This window comes from Crossiella sp. SN42, from assembly GCF_023897065.1.
In the GTDB taxonomy this organism is placed as follows: Bacteria; Actinomycetota; Actinomycetes; order Mycobacteriales; family Pseudonocardiaceae; genus Crossiella.
Map to the genome: position 1 here is coordinate 377,253 of NZ_JAMHIV010000002.1, position 14,445 is coordinate 391,697.

Sequence of the window (14,445 nt, forward strand, 5' to 3'; positions counted from 1 at the left end):
CGCAGTGGCCGCTGGTGATCTGCTGGTCCGGGATGGACAGATCGAGTGGCGCGGAGTCCTGCTCGGCGCCGGAACCCCGTACAAGCTCAAGGAGCTGTCCGGCTGGTCGGACCTGCCGGGGATGCGCGGCGGGTCCACCGACCTGACCGGCTACCACGGTGCCCTGGCCGGCCAGCTGCACGCCGAGTCCCGCCGCATCGTCGCCGAGCTGCTACTCCCGGCCAGCATCCCCCTGGAACTGTTCCCCGCGGCCACAACGGAACTGCGCCGGATCACCGCCCCTGCTGAACAGCCGGCCGAGGAGCCGCTCGTCATCCGGCTGGACGGGCAGCGGCGGCAGGTGCTGGCGCGGGTGACCAAGCGCGCGCTCCCGACCACCCGGGAGTACGCGCTCGGCTGGACCGCACCCAGCATCGAGTGGGAGGCCAGCGACCCGCGGCTGCACTGGCTGCCGCAGCAGACCGGATCGACCCCGCTGGCCACCAGCTCCTCCACCGGCCTTGTCTTCCCGCTGGTGTTCCCGCTGGTGTTCGGCACCGGCCCGACCGGCGGATCGATGACCCTCCCCAACTCCGGCAACGCCACGGCATGGCCCAGGTTCCGGCTCACCGGGCCGCTGACCGGGCCAACTCTGTCCGACTTGGACACCGGCGCCCGGTTGCGCTTCGACCCCACGTGGACGCTGCCCGCCGGCCAGCAGGTCGACATCCACACCCGGCCCGGTGCCAGAGGCGCGTCGTTCGTCGGCTCCGGGGTGTCGGTGTCCGGCAGGTTGTTCGACCGGCAGTGGCTCTCCATCCCCGCGGGCGGCCAGCTGCGCCTGGGGTTCTCGTCCCTGACCTACGACGCCGCGGCGAGCTGCCTCGCCACCTGGCACCACACCGACCTGTGAAGGGACCTGTTGATGCCTGAGCGCTTCTCCTGGGCCGTGGCCGACGCCGGTGGCGACATCACCACCGTGGACGCCCGGCAAGCCCTGGACTCCCTGTGGACGCCCGGCCCGACGCCATGGACGCCGAGGCAGGGCCGCACCCCGGGCGGCAGCACCGAGCCGTGGAAGGTATCCGCCACCGCCCCCACCCCGGACGGCAACGTCACGGTCAACGGCGGCCACATGATCATGCGCGGGACGCGGTCGGTCGGCGGCTACACGATGACGATGGACGCGGCCAAGACCATCAACATCCTGAGCACGCCCGCGCACGGGTCGCTGACCCGCTGGGACCTGATCATCGCCCACCAGTCCGACACCCTGCACTCCGACGCCGACAACCAGATGCGCGTCCGGCAGGTGACTGGCACCCCGTCGGCCACCCCCGCGGACCCGTCCCTGACCAGCTTCCCGGACTGCGTCGTGCTGGCGCGGGTCATCGTCGGCCCGGCCGTCACCAGCATCACCCAGGGCAACATCACCGACTTGCGTCCACACAGGACGGTCGCGCTCGGTGGCGTCCTGCCGGTGCTCAACGCGACCGAGCGCACCGCGATCGAGTCTCCGTACGAGGGGATGACGATCTACCGGGAGGACTACGAGCAGATCGAGGTGTGGGACGGCTCGGCGTGGCGGGTGCGCAGCGAGGTCACCGCGGCCGATTCCGCTGACCTCGCCGCGCGGGTGTCCAGTCCGTACACCGGGCAGCGCGCGCTGCGCCTGGACACGATGATGCTCTACCGCTACGACGGCTCCAGCTGGACCAGTCCGCTCCCGCTGGGCGGGACCACAGCAGCGACCCGGCACGAGTGCCGGTACCGCGCAACCACCCCGGATCAGCAAATCCCGGACTTCGCCGACACCAAGGTGCAGTACCCGGTGGCCCTCTACGACTGCAACGACGTCAGCCCGAACGGCTCCTTCGACACCTTCACGATCAACAGGTCAGGCCTGTGGCTGGTCGAAGCCAGCTTCCGCTTCGATGCCACGGACCCCACCAGCGGCAACGGCGAGCGCGTGTTCTGGATCGCCAACGGCTCCGCGATCACCACCGGCCGCTACGGCGAGCAGGTCGCCCATCAGCGTGGGGACACCACTGCCTCGTCCACGGCGACGGTGACCGTGCTGCGACGCTTCACTGCCGGGGACACCGTCTCGGCCGCGATCTGGCACAACACCGGGTTCGCGATGGGCCTGGACAACACCTGGGCGGAGAGCAACAACATCTCCTTCGCCTACCTGCGAGCGTGACCGATGGTGCTGCCGATCTACACCTACACCGTCGCCGACACCCGCACCGGGGTCACCGGCGACGAGCTGCCGCTCACCGGCGTGAAGTACAGCAAGATCCTCAACGGCTCCGGCGCCTTCTCCGGGACGCTGCCGCTGGGCTCCCCTGAGGTGCAGCGCCTGGACCCCTACGAGCTGACCACCCCGGCGCACCAGTGCATCTACGTGTGGCGCGATGGCCGGCCGGTCTGGGGCGGGATCATCTGGACCCGCCGCTACTCCAAGTCCTCCAACGCAATCGAAGTCCAGGCTGGGGACTTCCTGTCCTACTTCGACCGCCGCAAGTTGCTGCACCCGCTCACCTCCGAGGCCTACTCCGATGCCCTCTACGTCCCGGGCCTGTCGCTGTCCTGGGCGGCGGTCGACCAGAACCAGATCATGCGCGAACTCATCGACAACGCCCAGGCGCACACCGGCGGCGACGTCGACATCGCGTTCGACCTGACCGTCAACACCGGTGTGTTCCGCGACCGCACCTATTACGGCTACGAGCTGGTCGACGTCGGCGAGGCGCTGCGCCAGTTGTCCACTGTGATCGGTGGCAGTGATTTCCGGTTCGACGTGGACTTCCCCGACAGCAACGGCAAGGTCGTGCGGCGGCTGATCCTCGGTGACCCGCTGCTCGGCCAGGCCGGGTCCCCGTGGGTGTTCGAGCTGGGCGCCAACATCCTCGACTACACCTGGCCCAGCGACGGAACGCGCATGGCCACCCGGACGTTCGCGGTCGGCCAGGGCCAGGAGAAGGACGGCCCGATCGCAGTCGCGGAAAACCTGGGCCGCTACGTCGACGGCTGGCCGCTGCTGGAGTCCGAAACCAGCTACTCCACCGTGCTGGAGACCAGCACCCTCTACGCACACGCGCAGGCGGACCAGGAACTCGCACGGCTGCCGGTGGCGCTGCCGACGCTGGTGGTGCGCGGCGACGCCGACCCCGCGGTCACCGACTACTCCCCCGGTGACGATGCTCGCGTGATCATCCGCGATGACTTCTTCACCGGGTCCGGTTTGGACACTCGCATGCGGATCGTGTCCATCGAGGTCGCCCCTGGCGAGAAGTCCGAGGAGGTCACCTTGACCATGTCGCCGATGCTTGAGGATGTGGCCTGATGGCCGGGATCAACGTGCCTGCCAACCTCATCGACGAGGTCCGCGCGCTGCGCCGCGAGGTGGCCGCGCTGTCCAAGAAGGCCGGGCTGTCGAGCGCGAGCATCACGCGCGGGCGTCTGCGCGTGGCCGAAGGCGCTGAGCTGGCCGTCGAGCACGACAGCGGGGACTACAACCTCTTCTTCGTTGGCCGCGGTGACGCTGGCCGCTACACGGTGAACATGCGGCGCTCCGACGGCAGCGTCTGTTTCGGCATCGGCGGGTTCGCTGCGCACCAGTTCTGGTCCTTCGCCGACCGCTCCGGCGCGGGCGGCGGAACCGCGCCGGCCATCGTCCTGTCCGACGACGCCACCAGCGGCTGGGGACTGGCCAACCCGAAGTTGCCCATCGCGATGTACGAGACGCGGCTTGATCGCATGCCGGTGGTGACGAACTCCTCCTACGAAGAGCTGTTCGTCGGCCGGTGGAAGGCGATGAACCCCTACGTCGCGGGCGAGATCCTGGTGCAGGCCGACTCCGGCACGGTCGGCCAGGCCCGCCTCAAGATCAACGACACCCAGGTGTGGGAATCGGCTACCTGGACGAACTTCGTCGGACGCATCTCGATCCCGAAGATCCCCATCACCAGCGGCCGCAACTTCGGCGACGACACCGAGGTCAAGCTCGATGTCAGGCGCGTCTCCGGCAGCGACAACGTCCGCGCCACCGTCATCGGCATGTACGGCCACCAGTCCTAAGTGGACAACCATCCCGCCGCGCTGCGGCACCAACCCCAAGGAGTGCCTGTGGCGCCCGATCCTGGCACCGGTGAGGCCGGTGTGGTCATCCCGTTGTCCGAGGTGTACCGCGAGGTCCGCGAGATGCACAACGAGACCAAGGAAGTCCGGAGCGAACTCGGCGCGCTGCGCACCGAACTGCGCGCCGAACTGCGCCCGGTCAACGACCACGAGTCCCGCATCCGCTCGCTGGAGCGCAAGGTGTGGATCGCCTCCGGCCTCGCCGCGGGCGCTGGCGCGGGCCTGACCAAGATCCTCAGCACCGTCTTGGGAGGCTGACCGTGATCCCGTCCCCGCACCACTCCAGCCGTGGTGGCGCGCGCGTGCGCCTGGTCGTCATCCACACCGCCGAGGGTGCCCGCACGGTCGAGTCCCTGGGCCGGTTCTTCCAGGGCAAGACCCAGGCGTCCAGCCACGTCGGCATTGATGACCACCGCGTCGAGCAGTACGTGAACTACGACCGCGCGGCGTGGACGCTGCGGTCGGGCAACCCGATCTCCGACAACGCGGAGCTGTGCGGCTTCGCCGCCTGGGATCGCGCGGAGTGGTTGCGGCACCCGCGGATGCTCGAGCTGGCGGCGGCCTGGATCGCCGGGCGCTGCCGGGCGCGGGGCATCCCGCTGCGCAAGCTCACCCCCGCCCAGGTCGCCGCGGGCGAGCCCGGCGTGATCGGGCACCACGACTGGACGGTGGGCAAGAAGGAGGGGTCCCACTGGGACCCCGGACCGCAGTTCCCCTGGGACCTCGTGATGGCCAAGGCCAGCGGGTCCCCGACGCACGGAGGTTTCCTCATGGCCCTGTCCGACCACGATCAGGCCGTCTTGCTGGAGGCCGCGAACGCGGTGCTGCTCGGCGAGGCCGGCAAGCGCAGCGCGGGCCGGACCGCGCTGGCCATCGACGAGGCCCGCAACGCCTCGCTGTCCACCCTCGGAGAGGTCGCCGGACTCCGCGCGGCCGTCGAGCGCCTGGCCGCGGCCGTCGGCGGTGACCCGGTCACCGCCGACGAGCTGAAGGCCGCGGTGCGCCAGGGCATCGCGGAGTCGACGTTCCGGCTCACCGGCGCCCAGATCACCCCCACCACCGGAGAGGACCCCACCGCATGACCGTCTTCCTAAGGGCCGCGCTTGAGCGCGCGCTCAAGACCTTCGCCCAAGTGCTCGGTGCGCTGCTCGCCATCGACGGCATCGGCCTGCTGGACGCCCCGTGGGGGGCGGCCCTGTCCACCGCGGGCATGGCCGCCGTGCTGTCGGTGCTGTCCTCGGTCGCCTCGCGGCCGGTCGGCGAGCCGGGCACGCCCAGCCTCACCCGCGAGTAACGCTGTCGGCCAGCTGGCCGACACAGCACTGCGGCCCCACCCTTCCCGCGCCGGGAGGGTGGGGCCGCTTTCGCGTTCCGGTCAGCTCGGCGTGCGCGTGCCGTTCAGCGGATCGCCCGCGACCTCCAGCGGAACCGGCACCCCGCCGAAGTCGGTGTCGTCGTCGGCCGCCCACTCCAGCCGGTACAGCTTCGTGCCCCAGTAGATGTGTTCTCGGCGGCAAGAATCCTCGTCACACTGGTAGACCCAGCACAGATCCTTGCCGGGGATTCGGTGGGCCTGGGTCAGCGTCAGGTGCCCACGACGGCACTCCGTGCACTTCGGCGCCGGGTGCGACGTCGGGTCGTATCCGAGACGTCGTCTGGTGCCGACGTTGATCCACACCGGTTGCGGCGGATCGACGTCGCAGCCGTCCTCCCCGTCCCCGTAGTAGCCCTGGTAGCCGTAGTCGTAGTCCACGTCCAAGGTGGCCATGGTCCTCTTCCCCCTTGCCATTGGGTCCCTGCCTGCTCGTCTGCGCGCTCGTGCGGGGCGTTACCACCGCCACCCGGTCGTGCGGTCAGCGGAACATCCACGTCACGCCGTGCCACAGCTCGTCGAACACCGAGCTGACGTACTCCAGCAGCTGCTGCGGATCGCCGCCCAGCAGCAGCCACACCACCACGGCCGCGGCGGTGGCCAGCACCAGGCCCACTGTCCACCACTTGCTTGGCGTGCCCGTCACGTCGTGGTCCCGCCACCGAGCAGGGTCACCTGGTCGGCTGGGACGGTGACCGTCCCACTGCCGTGCACCCGGATCACGTAGCTTGTCGGCGCGCCGATGGGACCCCACAGGCACCGATCAACGGCGCCCTCTGCCTGCTCGCCGTCGACCACGGCGACGACGCAGGCACCGGGCGGGTGCCCGTCGGCCGTGCTGCACACCAGCAAGTCCAAGACGTCCAGCGCCCCGTCCAGGTTGATGAAGCCCTCCACGGTGTAGCCGCGGTAGTCCGAGGGCTGGAGCGCCTGTTCGACGCGGTGCAGGAGGTGTGCGGCCAGCCGGGCATGCTTGCCGTCACCGGAGGCGAGCCCGGCCAGCACGTCCTGGGCATGCGTCACCGCGCCGGTGGCACCCAGGTGTCTGCGCGCAGCCCGGTCCAGCTCCGCGCACATGGCATCCACCACCGAGGGGTAGCCGGTGGCCACCAGCTCATCCAGCATCACGGGATTGGGAATGACCTTGGGCTGGTGGTGCATGGCCAGCACGAAGCCCAGCGCCAGCGCCAGCTGAGTCTGGCGGCCGGAGTGGGATTCGCCCGCCTCCGGGAACATGTCGACGAGGTGCCAGGCCCTGTTCGCAGGCGGGTTCGCGGCCAACCGGGTGTGGTGGGTGAGCATGGACTCCGTCCACCGACGGACGCGCGACCACTCCTTCTGTCGTCGTCGCCACACCCGCGCGTGTGTCGCCTCCCACCAGGTGCCCGCTGGCGGCGCCGGGGGCTGGGCGTACCAGTCCGACCAGTGCGCACCCTCGGCCACCGCCAGCCCGTCTGCTGCTTGCTGCTCCATGTCTCCCCCTCGCTCTGCGATCGGTGCCGGGTCAGGCGGGGACCCGGCCAGGATCCTGGCCAAGCCAGCGTCCATCACTTCTTGATCAACAGGCATCGCAGCGAAGCGCCGCCGGACCGTCTCCAGCGCCTCGGCGAACTCGTCGTCCGTGGAACCGTTCACCGCGCCCACCAGGTCACGGCTCCTCCCGCTGGTCGGGGTCCGGCTGCCAGGTGACGGTACGTCTCCACCGGCCGTTGCCGCGCGGTCGCAGCGGCACCCCGGCGGCCAGGACCGCGCGCCGGACCTTGTGCGGCTGCATGCCGGCGGCTGCGGCGAGGACGCCCAGCGGCTGCGGCACAGCACGGAACCGGCGGACCAGGTCCCTCGCCTCAAGAGCGGGGTGGGCGCGGCTGGGGCTGGTCATTCGACCACCTCACCGGGGACGACCCGGGGCTGCTTCGGGTTCCGCATCTCCTGGTGCAGGTCCAGCAGGTGCGCCAAGTTCACCGACGCGCTGGCCAAGCCCATCTCCTGGTGCTCGGTCAGGGCCGCCGCTACCGGGTCGCGCCGCTTCAGCCGCCTTGCGGTCTGCACCTTGGTGGCCGCTTCGACGATGGTCTCCAACGACATCAGGATCGACCCGACCAGCAGGGCGCGTTCTTCCTGCTCGGTCACCGCAGGCTCGTTCCCGTGGCGGAGGTGGGCGCCACCGCCACGGCTCGCAGCTCCACCTCCGCCACCTGAGCCCGGCCTTCGGGGGATGCGGCGCGGTCCACGCGCGCCGTGGCCGGGCCAGTGCGCGCCGACGGCCGGACTGCAACGGGCTGCCGGTGCGGTAGGTCAGCAGGGGCGGCGGGCGGGTTGTTGAATCCCTCCGCCGCCCCCACCCGGGCAGTTCGCGCTTGCCCGGGTCCACCAGCCTCGGGGGGTTGGCTGGGGTTCAGGGCGGGGACGGCTCGGCGGTCCGTCCCCGCAGTCCGGCGCTGGTCGGGAAGGACCACGCCCGCCACCGGGATGAGCACACCGGCTCGCACGAGGGCGAGGGCCTGCGGTTCCGGGCCGGGGGCAGCGGCCCCGACCGCCACCCCCGGTTGCCCAGCTGCACTGTGTGCGGGCGACAGCGATGGCCCGTGCAACAGGGACGGGTGGGCGGTGACGGCGGGCCCGGCTGGATGGGCGTCCGCCGCCACCGTTCCCCGGCGGACCGGCCGCGCGGCACTCGGTGCGCGGTGGGGGACCCAGTCGGGCCGGGGGTCTCGGTGCTGCTCGCGGGTCAGGTCGAGCAGCGGCAGGAGGACGAGCAGGCTCCAGACCAGCGCGGTCGCCCACCATGGGGTGCCGGGGATCATCGCCAGTCCCGCGGGTTCTGGCGGTCACCGGGGCCACCGCCGCGCCGGAACCACGCGACCAGGAACGCCGTCGAGACCACCACGGCGGCTGCCACCATCACCCACGCCTGGGTGCTCACGGCCGGGCCTGGGGACTGGGGGTGTTGCGCACGCGCCGGGCGATCCGGACGACCTCGGTCAGGTGCTCGCTGAGCGTGAGCGCGTCCTCATCGGTCAGGAGCGCGGGGTCACCGGTGCTGGCCTGGACGAACACCTGGCCGTCCGCGGTGACCCCCGTCCAGATCGCCACCTCGGCACCAGAGCGGCGGCGAGCGGGAGCCCATCTTTTCTCGATGTGTCGGCCGGCCACCGCTGCCTCCCTGGTCGTGGGGCCAGCGGCCCAGCCCGCTGACACCGGACCAGGCCGCTGGAGTGTTTGGCCCGCCCCGCAAACCTGTGAGAGTGCGGGGCGGGTGCCACCTGCCGAACATCCGGGAACAGGCGCAGAGGAAACGTACCGCAGGAATTTCCTCAGCGCGTTGCCCCCGTCGGGTGAACTCTCGCCGAGGTGCGATGGCGGACAGTGCAGGATGGGGATTACCGATCACGTGGAGGAGCACCATGGCGAGAAACCCGGGGCCGACGATCCGTCGCTGGCAGCTCGGTGAAGAGCTGCGCGACCTTCGCGAGCAGGCTGGTGTGACCGCGCGAGATGCAGCCAATGAGATCGAAGTGACCACCGGAACGCTGTCGAAGATCGAGGGTGGTCGCCAAGCGATCAAGGTCCCTTACGTCAAGCTGCTGGCGCTGAAGTACGGCGCGGCCGAAGACCGGCGGCAGCGACTACTCGCCCTCGCTGAAGAGGCGGCTCAGCCGGGATGGTGGGTGACCTACGGCCGGTTGGTGCCGGACTGGTTCAAGTTGTACTTGAGCTACGAGAGCGAAGCGTCGCAGATCCGCACCTACACGTCCGAACTCGTTGACGGCCTGCTTCAGACCGAGGACTACGTCCGCGCCCTGCTGCGGATCAACCGGCCGACCATCACCGATGCCGAGCTTGATCAGCAGGTTCGGCTACGGCTGGAGCGCCAGAAGATCCTGACGAGCGCCGATCCTCCGCACTTTCATGTCGTGTTCAACGAGGCCGTGCTGCGTCGCCCGGTCGGCGGCCGCGATGTGATGCGCTCGCAATTGCGCCGGATCAACGAGCTACTCGATCTGCCGAACGTCGAGGCGCAGGTGTTGATGTTCGACGCCGGGGAGCATCCAGCCATGACGTCTCCGTTCACCATGCTCGGGTTCGACGCCGAGCCACGGATGAACACGGTCTACCTGGAAAACGGCCGTGGATCGCTCTACTTGGAGAAGAAGCCCGACCTGGACCTGTACGGCGGGAAGTTCACCACGCTGACCAAGATGGCCCTCAGCGCGAAGGCGACGCGGAAGGAGATCGCTAGAGTCGCGGCGAACCTGTGAGAGAAAGGGGTGCGGGATGGCCCCGGACCTGGATCGCCTGGACTGGCGAAAGAGCAGCTACAGCGGAGGTGAAGGAGGTCAGTGCGTCGAGGTTGCGCGCACCTCCGAGATGGCTGCGGTCCGTGACTCAAAAAATCCAAGTGGCGGAGTGCTCGTGTTCAACCCGGCAGCCTTCCAGAGGTTCCTGGACGACCTGCCGGGACTCCCGAGCGCCTGACGAGAAAGCGAGGGCGGGGCGCGACGTGTGCGCCCCGCCCTCGCTCATGTCCGGACGGCTCCGAGCGTATCGACTACTTCGCCTCCCACCGCTGGCAGCCCCGCACCTCGAAGGCCTTGTCCCCCTTGGCGATCGTCACGGTCGCCGGGCCGCGGCCGTAGCCGTTGGCCACGATCCCCGACGTCTCGCCGGAGGTGTCGCGCCGCCGCGCCCAGTAGCAGCCGTCCGGGCGGCCCTGCGTGGCCCCAGCGGTCCGGTAGGTGCCCGGCTCGATGTCCTGGCCGACGAGGTAGAGGCCGTCTCCGTCGATGTGCCGCACGGGCCCGGCCTGCGTGGTCGCCTCGCTGGCCACCTGGGACGGCGTGGCCACGCGGAGCGTCGGCAGCAGTTGCCCGCCGCCCGGCTCGGCCGGCACCTGGCACCCGAGCGCGGTCAGCCCGACCAACGCGAGCACGGACAGCACGCCGAGCAGCCCCGGCCAGACCCGCTGTCGCCCCTGCTCTGTCCCAGATCTGTCCCAACGAAGATCCTTTTTCATGACCTGCGCTTCCCCTTCTGTCGCAGGTCAGAGTGCATGCACGAGATCAACTGCCCCGCGCTCCTTGGCCACCACAACTACGTCGCCGAGGAGACCCACTTCGGCGAGGACCTGCTGGTCACCCGCAAGGGCGCGATCCGCGCGGGCCAGGGCGACCTGGGCATCATCCCCGGCTCGATGGGCACCGGCTCCTACATCGTCCGCGGCCTGGGCAACCCGGACTCCTTCTGCTCGGCCAGCCACGGCGCGGGCAGGCGGATGTCCAGGAACCAGGCGCGCAAGCGGTTCACCGCCGAGGACCTGGCGGCGCAGACCGCGGGGGTGGAGTGCCGGAAGGACACCGGGGTGGTGGACGAGATTCCGGCCGCGTACAAGGACATCGACCAGGTCATCGCCAACCAGGCCGACCTGGTCGAGGTGGTGGCCAAGCTCCGCCAGGTCGTCTGCGTCAAGGGCTGAGCGACCGCCGTCGGCACCAGGTCCGGTGCCGGCGGTGGGCTGAGTCAGCTGGTCGCGGGCAGGGCGCGGTAGGTCGGGAGCTTCGCCACCCGGCCGTCGCCGCTGCTCTGCCCGCGCAACCGGCGCACCAGCCACGGCCACAGGAACGTGCGCAGCCACCGCAGGTGATCGGCGTCCACCGGCTCGGCCACGTTGACCTCCAGCGCGGGCGCCACCCCGTCCAGCACCGCCAGCCCCGCCGCGGCCATCGCCTGGTGCGCGTCCGGCCCCGGGTGCAGCCGGTCCTCGGCCCAGGCCGCCATGCCGGCCGGGGTCAGCGAGGCCAGGTCCATGCACAGCAGCCCGTGCCTGCGGGCGGCGGCGGTGATCACCGCGTTCATCCGGGTGATCCGGCGGTCCATCCGGCTGCGCAGGGCCGGCGGCAGCGGGGCGAACAGGCCGGGCGCGGGGATGGTCGCGGTGAGCACGGTGGCGCCGGTGGCGCGCAGGCCGCCGAAGAGGGCGTCCAGGTCCGCGGCCAGCTCCAGCGGGTTGAGGCTGGGCCGGATCACGTCGTTCATGCCGACCACCGCGGTGACCAGGTCCGGGGCCAGCTCCTGGGCCGGGGCCAGCTGGGTTTCCAGCACGCGCCGGGTGGTCAGCCCGCGCACCGCGAGGTTCGCGTACCGCACACTCCCTTGCCGGTCCGCGATCGCCTCGGCCAGCCGGTCCGCCCAGCCCCGGAAACCGCCGTCGGCGTCCGGATCCCCGAGCCCCTCGGTCACGCTGTCGCCCACGGCGACGAAGCGCTGCCATCCGGTGTTCAACACACCACCTCGACCTTGCAGGGCAGTCCATGCGCGTTGGCCAGCTTCGCGTCCGCGGTGAGCAGCGGCACGTCCAGCGCGGCGGCCAGCGCCACGTACAGCGCGTCGTAGTAGCTCACCGAGTGCCGCAGCTGCCAGGCGAGCTGGCCGATCGGTCCGGTGTGCGGATACCGGTGATCGACCAGGTGAGCCACCGAGGAAAGCACGGTCTCACCCATCTCCGCGGAGATCAGTCCCGACCTGGCGTGCTTGCGCACCGCCTGCCCGACCTCGGCGTCCACCAGGTGTGGCGCGTGACAGGTGGCATCGCGGAGCCGCTGCCGCAGCTCCTGCAGGTCCGGCATGATCAGGGTGTTGACCAGTGCCGAGGCGTCCGTGACGACGTGTTGAGCACCCTTATTCATCGCGCGACTCCCGGATCGCGGCCACCGTCTCGGCCGGAGTGGGCAGGCGGATGCCGGGCGGGTACTGGGCGTGCATCGCCTCGATCACGTCCATCACCTCGTCCTTGGTGCGGCGGTTCACCAACTGGATCAGTTCCTCTCGCATGTACGCCTGCAGGGACATGCCGGCCACCTGAGCCCTCTTGCGGAGTGCCTCATAGGTCTCATCCGGGACATCGCGGATCTGGATGGTCGCCATAGCGCTATTTTAGCGCTACCGTCGCCGGTGCCTCACCGAGGCGTGATGAAGCCGGACTCATAGGCCGCGATGACCGCCTGGGTGCGGTCCCTGGCCTGCAGTTTCGCCAGCACGTTGCCCACGTGCGTCTTCACCGTCTGCAAGCCCACGAACAGCTTCTCCGCGATCTCGGCGTTGGACAGCCCGGTGGCCATCAGCCGCAGCACCGCCTCCTCGCGCTCGGTCAGCTGCGCCCTGGCCAGGGTGTCCGCGGCCCGTTTGCTGTGGTGCTCGGCGGCCAGCGACCGGATCGCTGAGGGGAACAGCAGCGTGTCGCCACCGGCCACGATGCGGATCGCGTGCACGATCTCCTCCGGCCGGGCCCGCTTGAGCAGGAAGCCGCTGGCGCCGACCCGCAGCGCGTCGTAGACGTACTCGTCGTTCTCGAAGGTGGTCACCACCAGGATCTTCGGCGGTTCGGCCACCGTGTCCAGCAGGTGCCGGGTGGCCTGGATGCCGTCCACCGCGGGCATCCGCACGTCCATCAGCACCACCTCCGGCCGCAGCCGGTGCACCAGGCCGGGCACCTCGGCGCCGTCGGCGGCCTCGCCGACCACGGTGAGGTCGGGTTCGGCGTTGATGATCGCGCGCAGCCCGGCCCTGATCAGGTCCTCGTCGTCGACGAGCAGCACGCTGGTCATGAGGTGGCCGCCCGCATCGGCAGGGTGGCCGCGACCCGCCAGCCGCCCTCGCACTCGCCAGCGGTGAGCTGACCGCGCAGCACGGTCACCCGCTCCCCGATACCGCGCAGGCCGCGCCCGCCGCCCTGTCCGCGACCGGCAGGCCGCTCCCCCAACGGGTTGGTCATCTCCAGCTCCAGGTGGTCCGCGCGCACGGCCAGCCGCAGGGTCACCGGAACCTTGCCGGCATGCCGCATCGCGTTGGTGAGTCCTTCTTGGACGATCCGGTACGCCTCCCTGGACACGGCCTTGGGCACGCGGTCCAGGTCGGCGCCGAGTTCGGCGGTGATCTCCACCCCGGCCAGCCTGGTGGTGCGCAGCAGGCCGTCCAGGTCGGCGAGGGTGGGTTGCGGGGCGGTGCCGCGGGACTCCTCGCGCAGGATGCCGAGCACGTGGTCCAGGTCGGCCAGCGCGCTGCGGGCGGCCTCCTCGATCGCACCCAGGGCGGCCCGCGCGAAGTCCCGGTCGGTGTCCAGCACCCGTCCGGCGGCCGCGGCCTGGATGGTGACCACGCTGAGCGCGTGCCCCACCGAGTCGTGCAGCTCGCGGGCCAGCCGGTTGCGCTGGGCCAGCTGCTCGGCCTTGCGCTCCAGCTCGGCCAGCCGCTCGGCCGGGGTGGGGCCGAGGAAGAACCCGGCCAGCCGGGCCAGCAGCCAGCCGATCGCGGCCACCAGGTACACCGCGACCAGGGTCACGCCGATCGCGGCCAGCGGCGCCCACCACTTGTCGGGGCCGCCGGTGACCGGGAACGCCTGTGCGATGAACAGCGTGGTGTACCGGCTGAACGGCAGGGTAAACGCGCCGACCACGAACACCGGGATGATCAGCGTGAGCAGGCTGACCAGGAACCCGGTGATCAGGTGGATGATCAGCCAGGCCGCCACCCGCCACCGGATGCCCTGCCGGTGACCGCCCGCGAGGTCGGTGACCTGGACGCCGAGCAGGGTGCGCACCGCGGTGGTCTCCAGCACGCCCAGCGCCGGGATGAACGTGGTGAGCACCAGCGTGCCCAGGGCGAAGAAGGTGGCCAGCGCGCCCAGGGTCCAGCCCTCGGGCAGCGGCAGCGGCGGGATCTCGCCGCGCAGCAGCTCGGCTACCGCGGTGCCCGCGATGAAGTAGGGGGTCAGCAGCGCCCCGCCCAGCACGAGGTAGATCCACCGCAACAGGGTGGACCTGCTCGTCAGTGGCGTGAGCAGCTTGCCGAGGAGACCGGGCACACGGACGATCCTGACACGTCCGGCCGCCGCCGGGGCTCACTCCGGGGAAGCGCGGCGTTCCCCCGTGCGGGGGAGTTCGCTCGGCCGTCGGCGG

Annotated in this window: 21 protein-coding genes and 1 pseudogene; 10 read left to right on the forward strand and 12 right to left on the reverse strand. The window is 70.7% G+C overall.

Annotation, left to right across the window (positions count from 1 at the left end; all coding sequences use genetic code 11):
* The first annotated feature begins 4 nt into the window (after positions 1-4).
* From M8C13_RS04575 to M8C13_RS04605, 7 genes are read left to right on the forward strand one after another with little or no spacing between them, the layout of a single operon-like run.
* Positions 5-892: a phage tail family protein gene (locus M8C13_RS04575; protein ID WP_252479183.1), complete on the forward strand. Its 888-nt coding sequence runs from the start codon at positions 5-7 to the stop codon at positions 890-892.
* A gap of 12 nt (positions 893-904) precedes the next feature.
* A complete protein-coding gene (locus M8C13_RS04580) occupies positions 905-2,182 on the forward strand; it encodes a hypothetical protein (RefSeq protein ID WP_252479184.1) in 1,278 nt (425 codons plus the stop codon).
* 3 nt (positions 2,183-2,185) lie between these two features.
* Positions 2,186-3,328, forward strand: coding sequence for a hypothetical protein (locus tag M8C13_RS04585; protein ID WP_252479185.1), 1,143 nt, complete (start codon positions 2,186-2,188; stop codon positions 3,326-3,328).
* Entirely contained in the window at positions 3,328-4,062 is a 735-nt protein-coding gene (locus M8C13_RS04590; protein ID WP_252479186.1) for a hypothetical protein, read from the forward strand. The genes M8C13_RS04585 and M8C13_RS04590 overlap by 1 nt, the downstream gene beginning before the upstream one ends.
* A gap of 48 nt (positions 4,063-4,110) precedes the next feature.
* On the forward strand, positions 4,111-4,380 hold the full coding sequence (locus M8C13_RS04595; RefSeq protein WP_252479187.1) for a hypothetical protein: 270 nt from the start codon (positions 4,111-4,113) through the stop codon (positions 4,378-4,380).
* A 44-nt stretch (positions 4,381-4,424) separates the two neighbouring features.
* Positions 4,425-5,204, forward strand: a complete 780-nt coding sequence (locus M8C13_RS04600; protein WP_252479188.1) for a peptidoglycan recognition family protein — start codon at positions 4,425-4,427, stop codon at positions 5,202-5,204.
* Positions 5,201-5,416 carry a holin gene (locus tag M8C13_RS04605; RefSeq protein ID WP_252479189.1) on the forward strand — a complete coding sequence of 72 codons (216 nt, stop codon included), beginning with the start codon at positions 5,201-5,203 and terminating at the stop codon, positions 5,414-5,416. The genes M8C13_RS04600 and M8C13_RS04605 overlap by 4 nt, the downstream gene beginning before the upstream one ends.
* An 81-nt stretch (positions 5,417-5,497) precedes the next feature.
* Here the strand turns inward: M8C13_RS04605 and M8C13_RS04610 are convergent, their stop codons facing one another.
* The 6 genes from M8C13_RS04610 to M8C13_RS04635 form a co-directional block, all read right to left on the reverse strand.
* Positions 5,498-5,890 (reverse strand): hypothetical protein, encoded by a 393-nt coding sequence (locus tag M8C13_RS04610; protein ID WP_252479190.1) that lies wholly within the window; start codon positions 5,888-5,890, stop codon positions 5,498-5,500.
* An 85-nt stretch (positions 5,891-5,975) separates the two neighbouring features.
* Positions 5,976-6,140: a hypothetical protein gene (locus M8C13_RS04615; protein ID WP_252479191.1), complete on the reverse strand. Its 165-nt coding sequence runs from the start codon at positions 6,138-6,140 to the stop codon at positions 5,976-5,978.
* Positions 6,137-6,967 (reverse strand): hypothetical protein, encoded by an 831-nt coding sequence (locus M8C13_RS04620; RefSeq protein WP_252479192.1) that lies wholly within the window; start codon positions 6,965-6,967, stop codon positions 6,137-6,139. The genes M8C13_RS04615 and M8C13_RS04620 overlap by 4 nt, the downstream gene beginning before the upstream one ends.
* Before the next feature lie 175 nt (positions 6,968-7,142).
* Entirely contained in the window at positions 7,143-7,373 is a 231-nt protein-coding gene (locus M8C13_RS04625; protein WP_252479193.1) for a hypothetical protein, read from the reverse strand.
* Complete coding sequence (locus M8C13_RS04630) at positions 7,370-7,624, reverse strand: hypothetical protein (protein WP_252479194.1); 255 nt, start codon at positions 7,622-7,624, stop codon at positions 7,370-7,372. The genes M8C13_RS04625 and M8C13_RS04630 overlap by 4 nt, the downstream gene beginning before the upstream one ends.
* A 789-nt stretch (positions 7,625-8,413) precedes the next feature.
* Positions 8,414-8,587 (reverse strand): hypothetical protein, encoded by a 174-nt coding sequence (locus tag M8C13_RS04635; RefSeq protein WP_252479195.1) that lies wholly within the window; start codon positions 8,585-8,587, stop codon positions 8,414-8,416.
* Between the two features lie 311 nt (positions 8,588-8,898).
* Here M8C13_RS04635 and M8C13_RS04640 point away from each other — a divergent pair, with 311 nt between their 5' ends.
* Positions 8,899-9,753: a helix-turn-helix transcriptional regulator gene (locus M8C13_RS04640; protein ID WP_252479196.1), complete on the forward strand. Its 855-nt coding sequence runs from the start codon at positions 8,899-8,901 to the stop codon at positions 9,751-9,753.
* A 16-nt stretch (positions 9,754-9,769) separates the two neighbouring features.
* Positions 9,770-9,970 carry a DUF397 domain-containing protein gene (locus M8C13_RS04645; RefSeq protein ID WP_252479197.1) on the forward strand — a complete coding sequence of 67 codons (201 nt, stop codon included), beginning with the start codon at positions 9,770-9,772 and terminating at the stop codon, positions 9,968-9,970.
* A gap of 73 nt (positions 9,971-10,043) precedes the next feature.
* Here M8C13_RS04645 and M8C13_RS04650 read toward each other — a convergent pair whose 3' ends face one another.
* Entirely contained in the window at positions 10,044-10,433 is a 390-nt protein-coding gene (locus tag M8C13_RS04650; protein WP_252479198.1) for a hypothetical protein, read from the reverse strand.
* Positions 10,434-10,565: 132 nt separating this feature from the next.
* Here M8C13_RS04650 and M8C13_RS04655 point away from each other — a divergent pair.
* Positions 10,566-10,967, forward strand: a pseudogene (locus M8C13_RS04655) (RtcB family protein); the annotation flags it as partial.
* A gap of 44 nt (positions 10,968-11,011) precedes the next feature.
* Here M8C13_RS04655 and M8C13_RS04660 read toward each other — a convergent pair.
* The 5 genes from M8C13_RS04660 to M8C13_RS04680 are packed head-to-tail and all read right to left on the reverse strand — an operon-like array spanning position 11,012 to position 14,351.
* Positions 11,012-11,773: an SGNH/GDSL hydrolase family protein gene (locus tag M8C13_RS04660; protein WP_252479199.1), complete on the reverse strand. Its 762-nt coding sequence runs from the start codon at positions 11,771-11,773 to the stop codon at positions 11,012-11,014.
* Complete coding sequence (locus M8C13_RS04665; protein WP_252479200.1) at positions 11,770-12,177, reverse strand: type II toxin-antitoxin system VapC family toxin; 408 nt, start codon at positions 12,175-12,177, stop codon at positions 11,770-11,772. The genes M8C13_RS04660 and M8C13_RS04665 overlap by 4 nt, the downstream gene beginning before the upstream one ends.
* Entirely contained in the window at positions 12,170-12,415 is a 246-nt protein-coding gene (locus M8C13_RS04670) for a hypothetical protein (protein WP_252479201.1), read from the reverse strand. The genes M8C13_RS04665 and M8C13_RS04670 overlap by 8 nt, the downstream gene beginning before the upstream one ends.
* Before the next feature lie 32 nt (positions 12,416-12,447).
* Positions 12,448-13,095: a response regulator transcription factor gene (locus M8C13_RS04675; RefSeq protein ID WP_252479202.1), complete on the reverse strand. Its 648-nt coding sequence runs from the start codon at positions 13,093-13,095 to the stop codon at positions 12,448-12,450.
* Positions 13,092-14,351: a sensor histidine kinase gene (locus M8C13_RS04680; protein ID WP_252479203.1), complete on the reverse strand. Its 1,260-nt coding sequence runs from the start codon at positions 14,349-14,351 to the stop codon at positions 13,092-13,094. Before M8C13_RS04680 ends, M8C13_RS04675 begins: the two co-directional genes overlap by 4 nt.
* Positions 14,352-14,445: the final 94 nt, after the last annotated feature.

Bases quoted from the DNA above. Each gene is read 5' to 3' on its own strand.
- M8C13_RS04605 (WP_252479189.1), top strand. From the start codon at position 5,201: ATGACCGTCTTCCTAAGGGCCGCGCTTGAGCGCGCGCTCAAGACCTTC.
- M8C13_RS04585 (WP_252479185.1), top strand. From the start codon at position 2,186: ATGGTGCTGCCGATCTACACCTACACCGTCGCCGACACCCGCACCGGG.
- M8C13_RS04590 (WP_252479186.1), top strand. From the start codon at position 3,328: ATGGCCGGGATCAACGTGCCTGCCAACCTCATCGACGAGGTCCGCGCG.
- M8C13_RS04670 (WP_252479201.1), bottom strand. From the start codon at position 12,415: ATGGCGACCATCCAGATCCGCGATGTCCCGGATGAGACCTATGAGGCA.
- M8C13_RS04620 (WP_252479192.1), bottom strand. From the start codon at position 6,967: ATGGAGCAGCAAGCAGCAGACGGGCTGGCGGTGGCCGAGGGTGCGCAC.
- M8C13_RS04645 (WP_252479197.1), top strand. From the start codon at position 9,770: ATGGCCCCGGACCTGGATCGCCTGGACTGGCGAAAGAGCAGCTACAGC.
- M8C13_RS04675 (WP_252479202.1), bottom strand. From the start codon at position 13,095: ATGACCAGCGTGCTGCTCGTCGACGACGAGGACCTGATCAGGGCCGGG.
- M8C13_RS04640 (WP_252479196.1), top strand. From the start codon at position 8,899: ATGGCGAGAAACCCGGGGCCGACGATCCGTCGCTGGCAGCTCGGTGAA.
- M8C13_RS04625 (WP_252479193.1), bottom strand. From the start codon at position 7,373: ATGACCAGCCCCAGCCGCGCCCACCCCGCTCTTGAGGCGAGGGACCTG.
- M8C13_RS04665 (WP_252479200.1), bottom strand. From the start codon at position 12,177: ATGAATAAGGGTGCTCAACACGTCGTCACGGACGCCTCGGCACTGGTC.
- M8C13_RS04610 (WP_252479190.1), bottom strand. From the start codon at position 5,890: ATGGCCACCTTGGACGTGGACTACGACTACGGCTACCAGGGCTACTAC.
- M8C13_RS04580 (WP_252479184.1), top strand. From the start codon at position 905: ATGCCTGAGCGCTTCTCCTGGGCCGTGGCCGACGCCGGTGGCGACATC.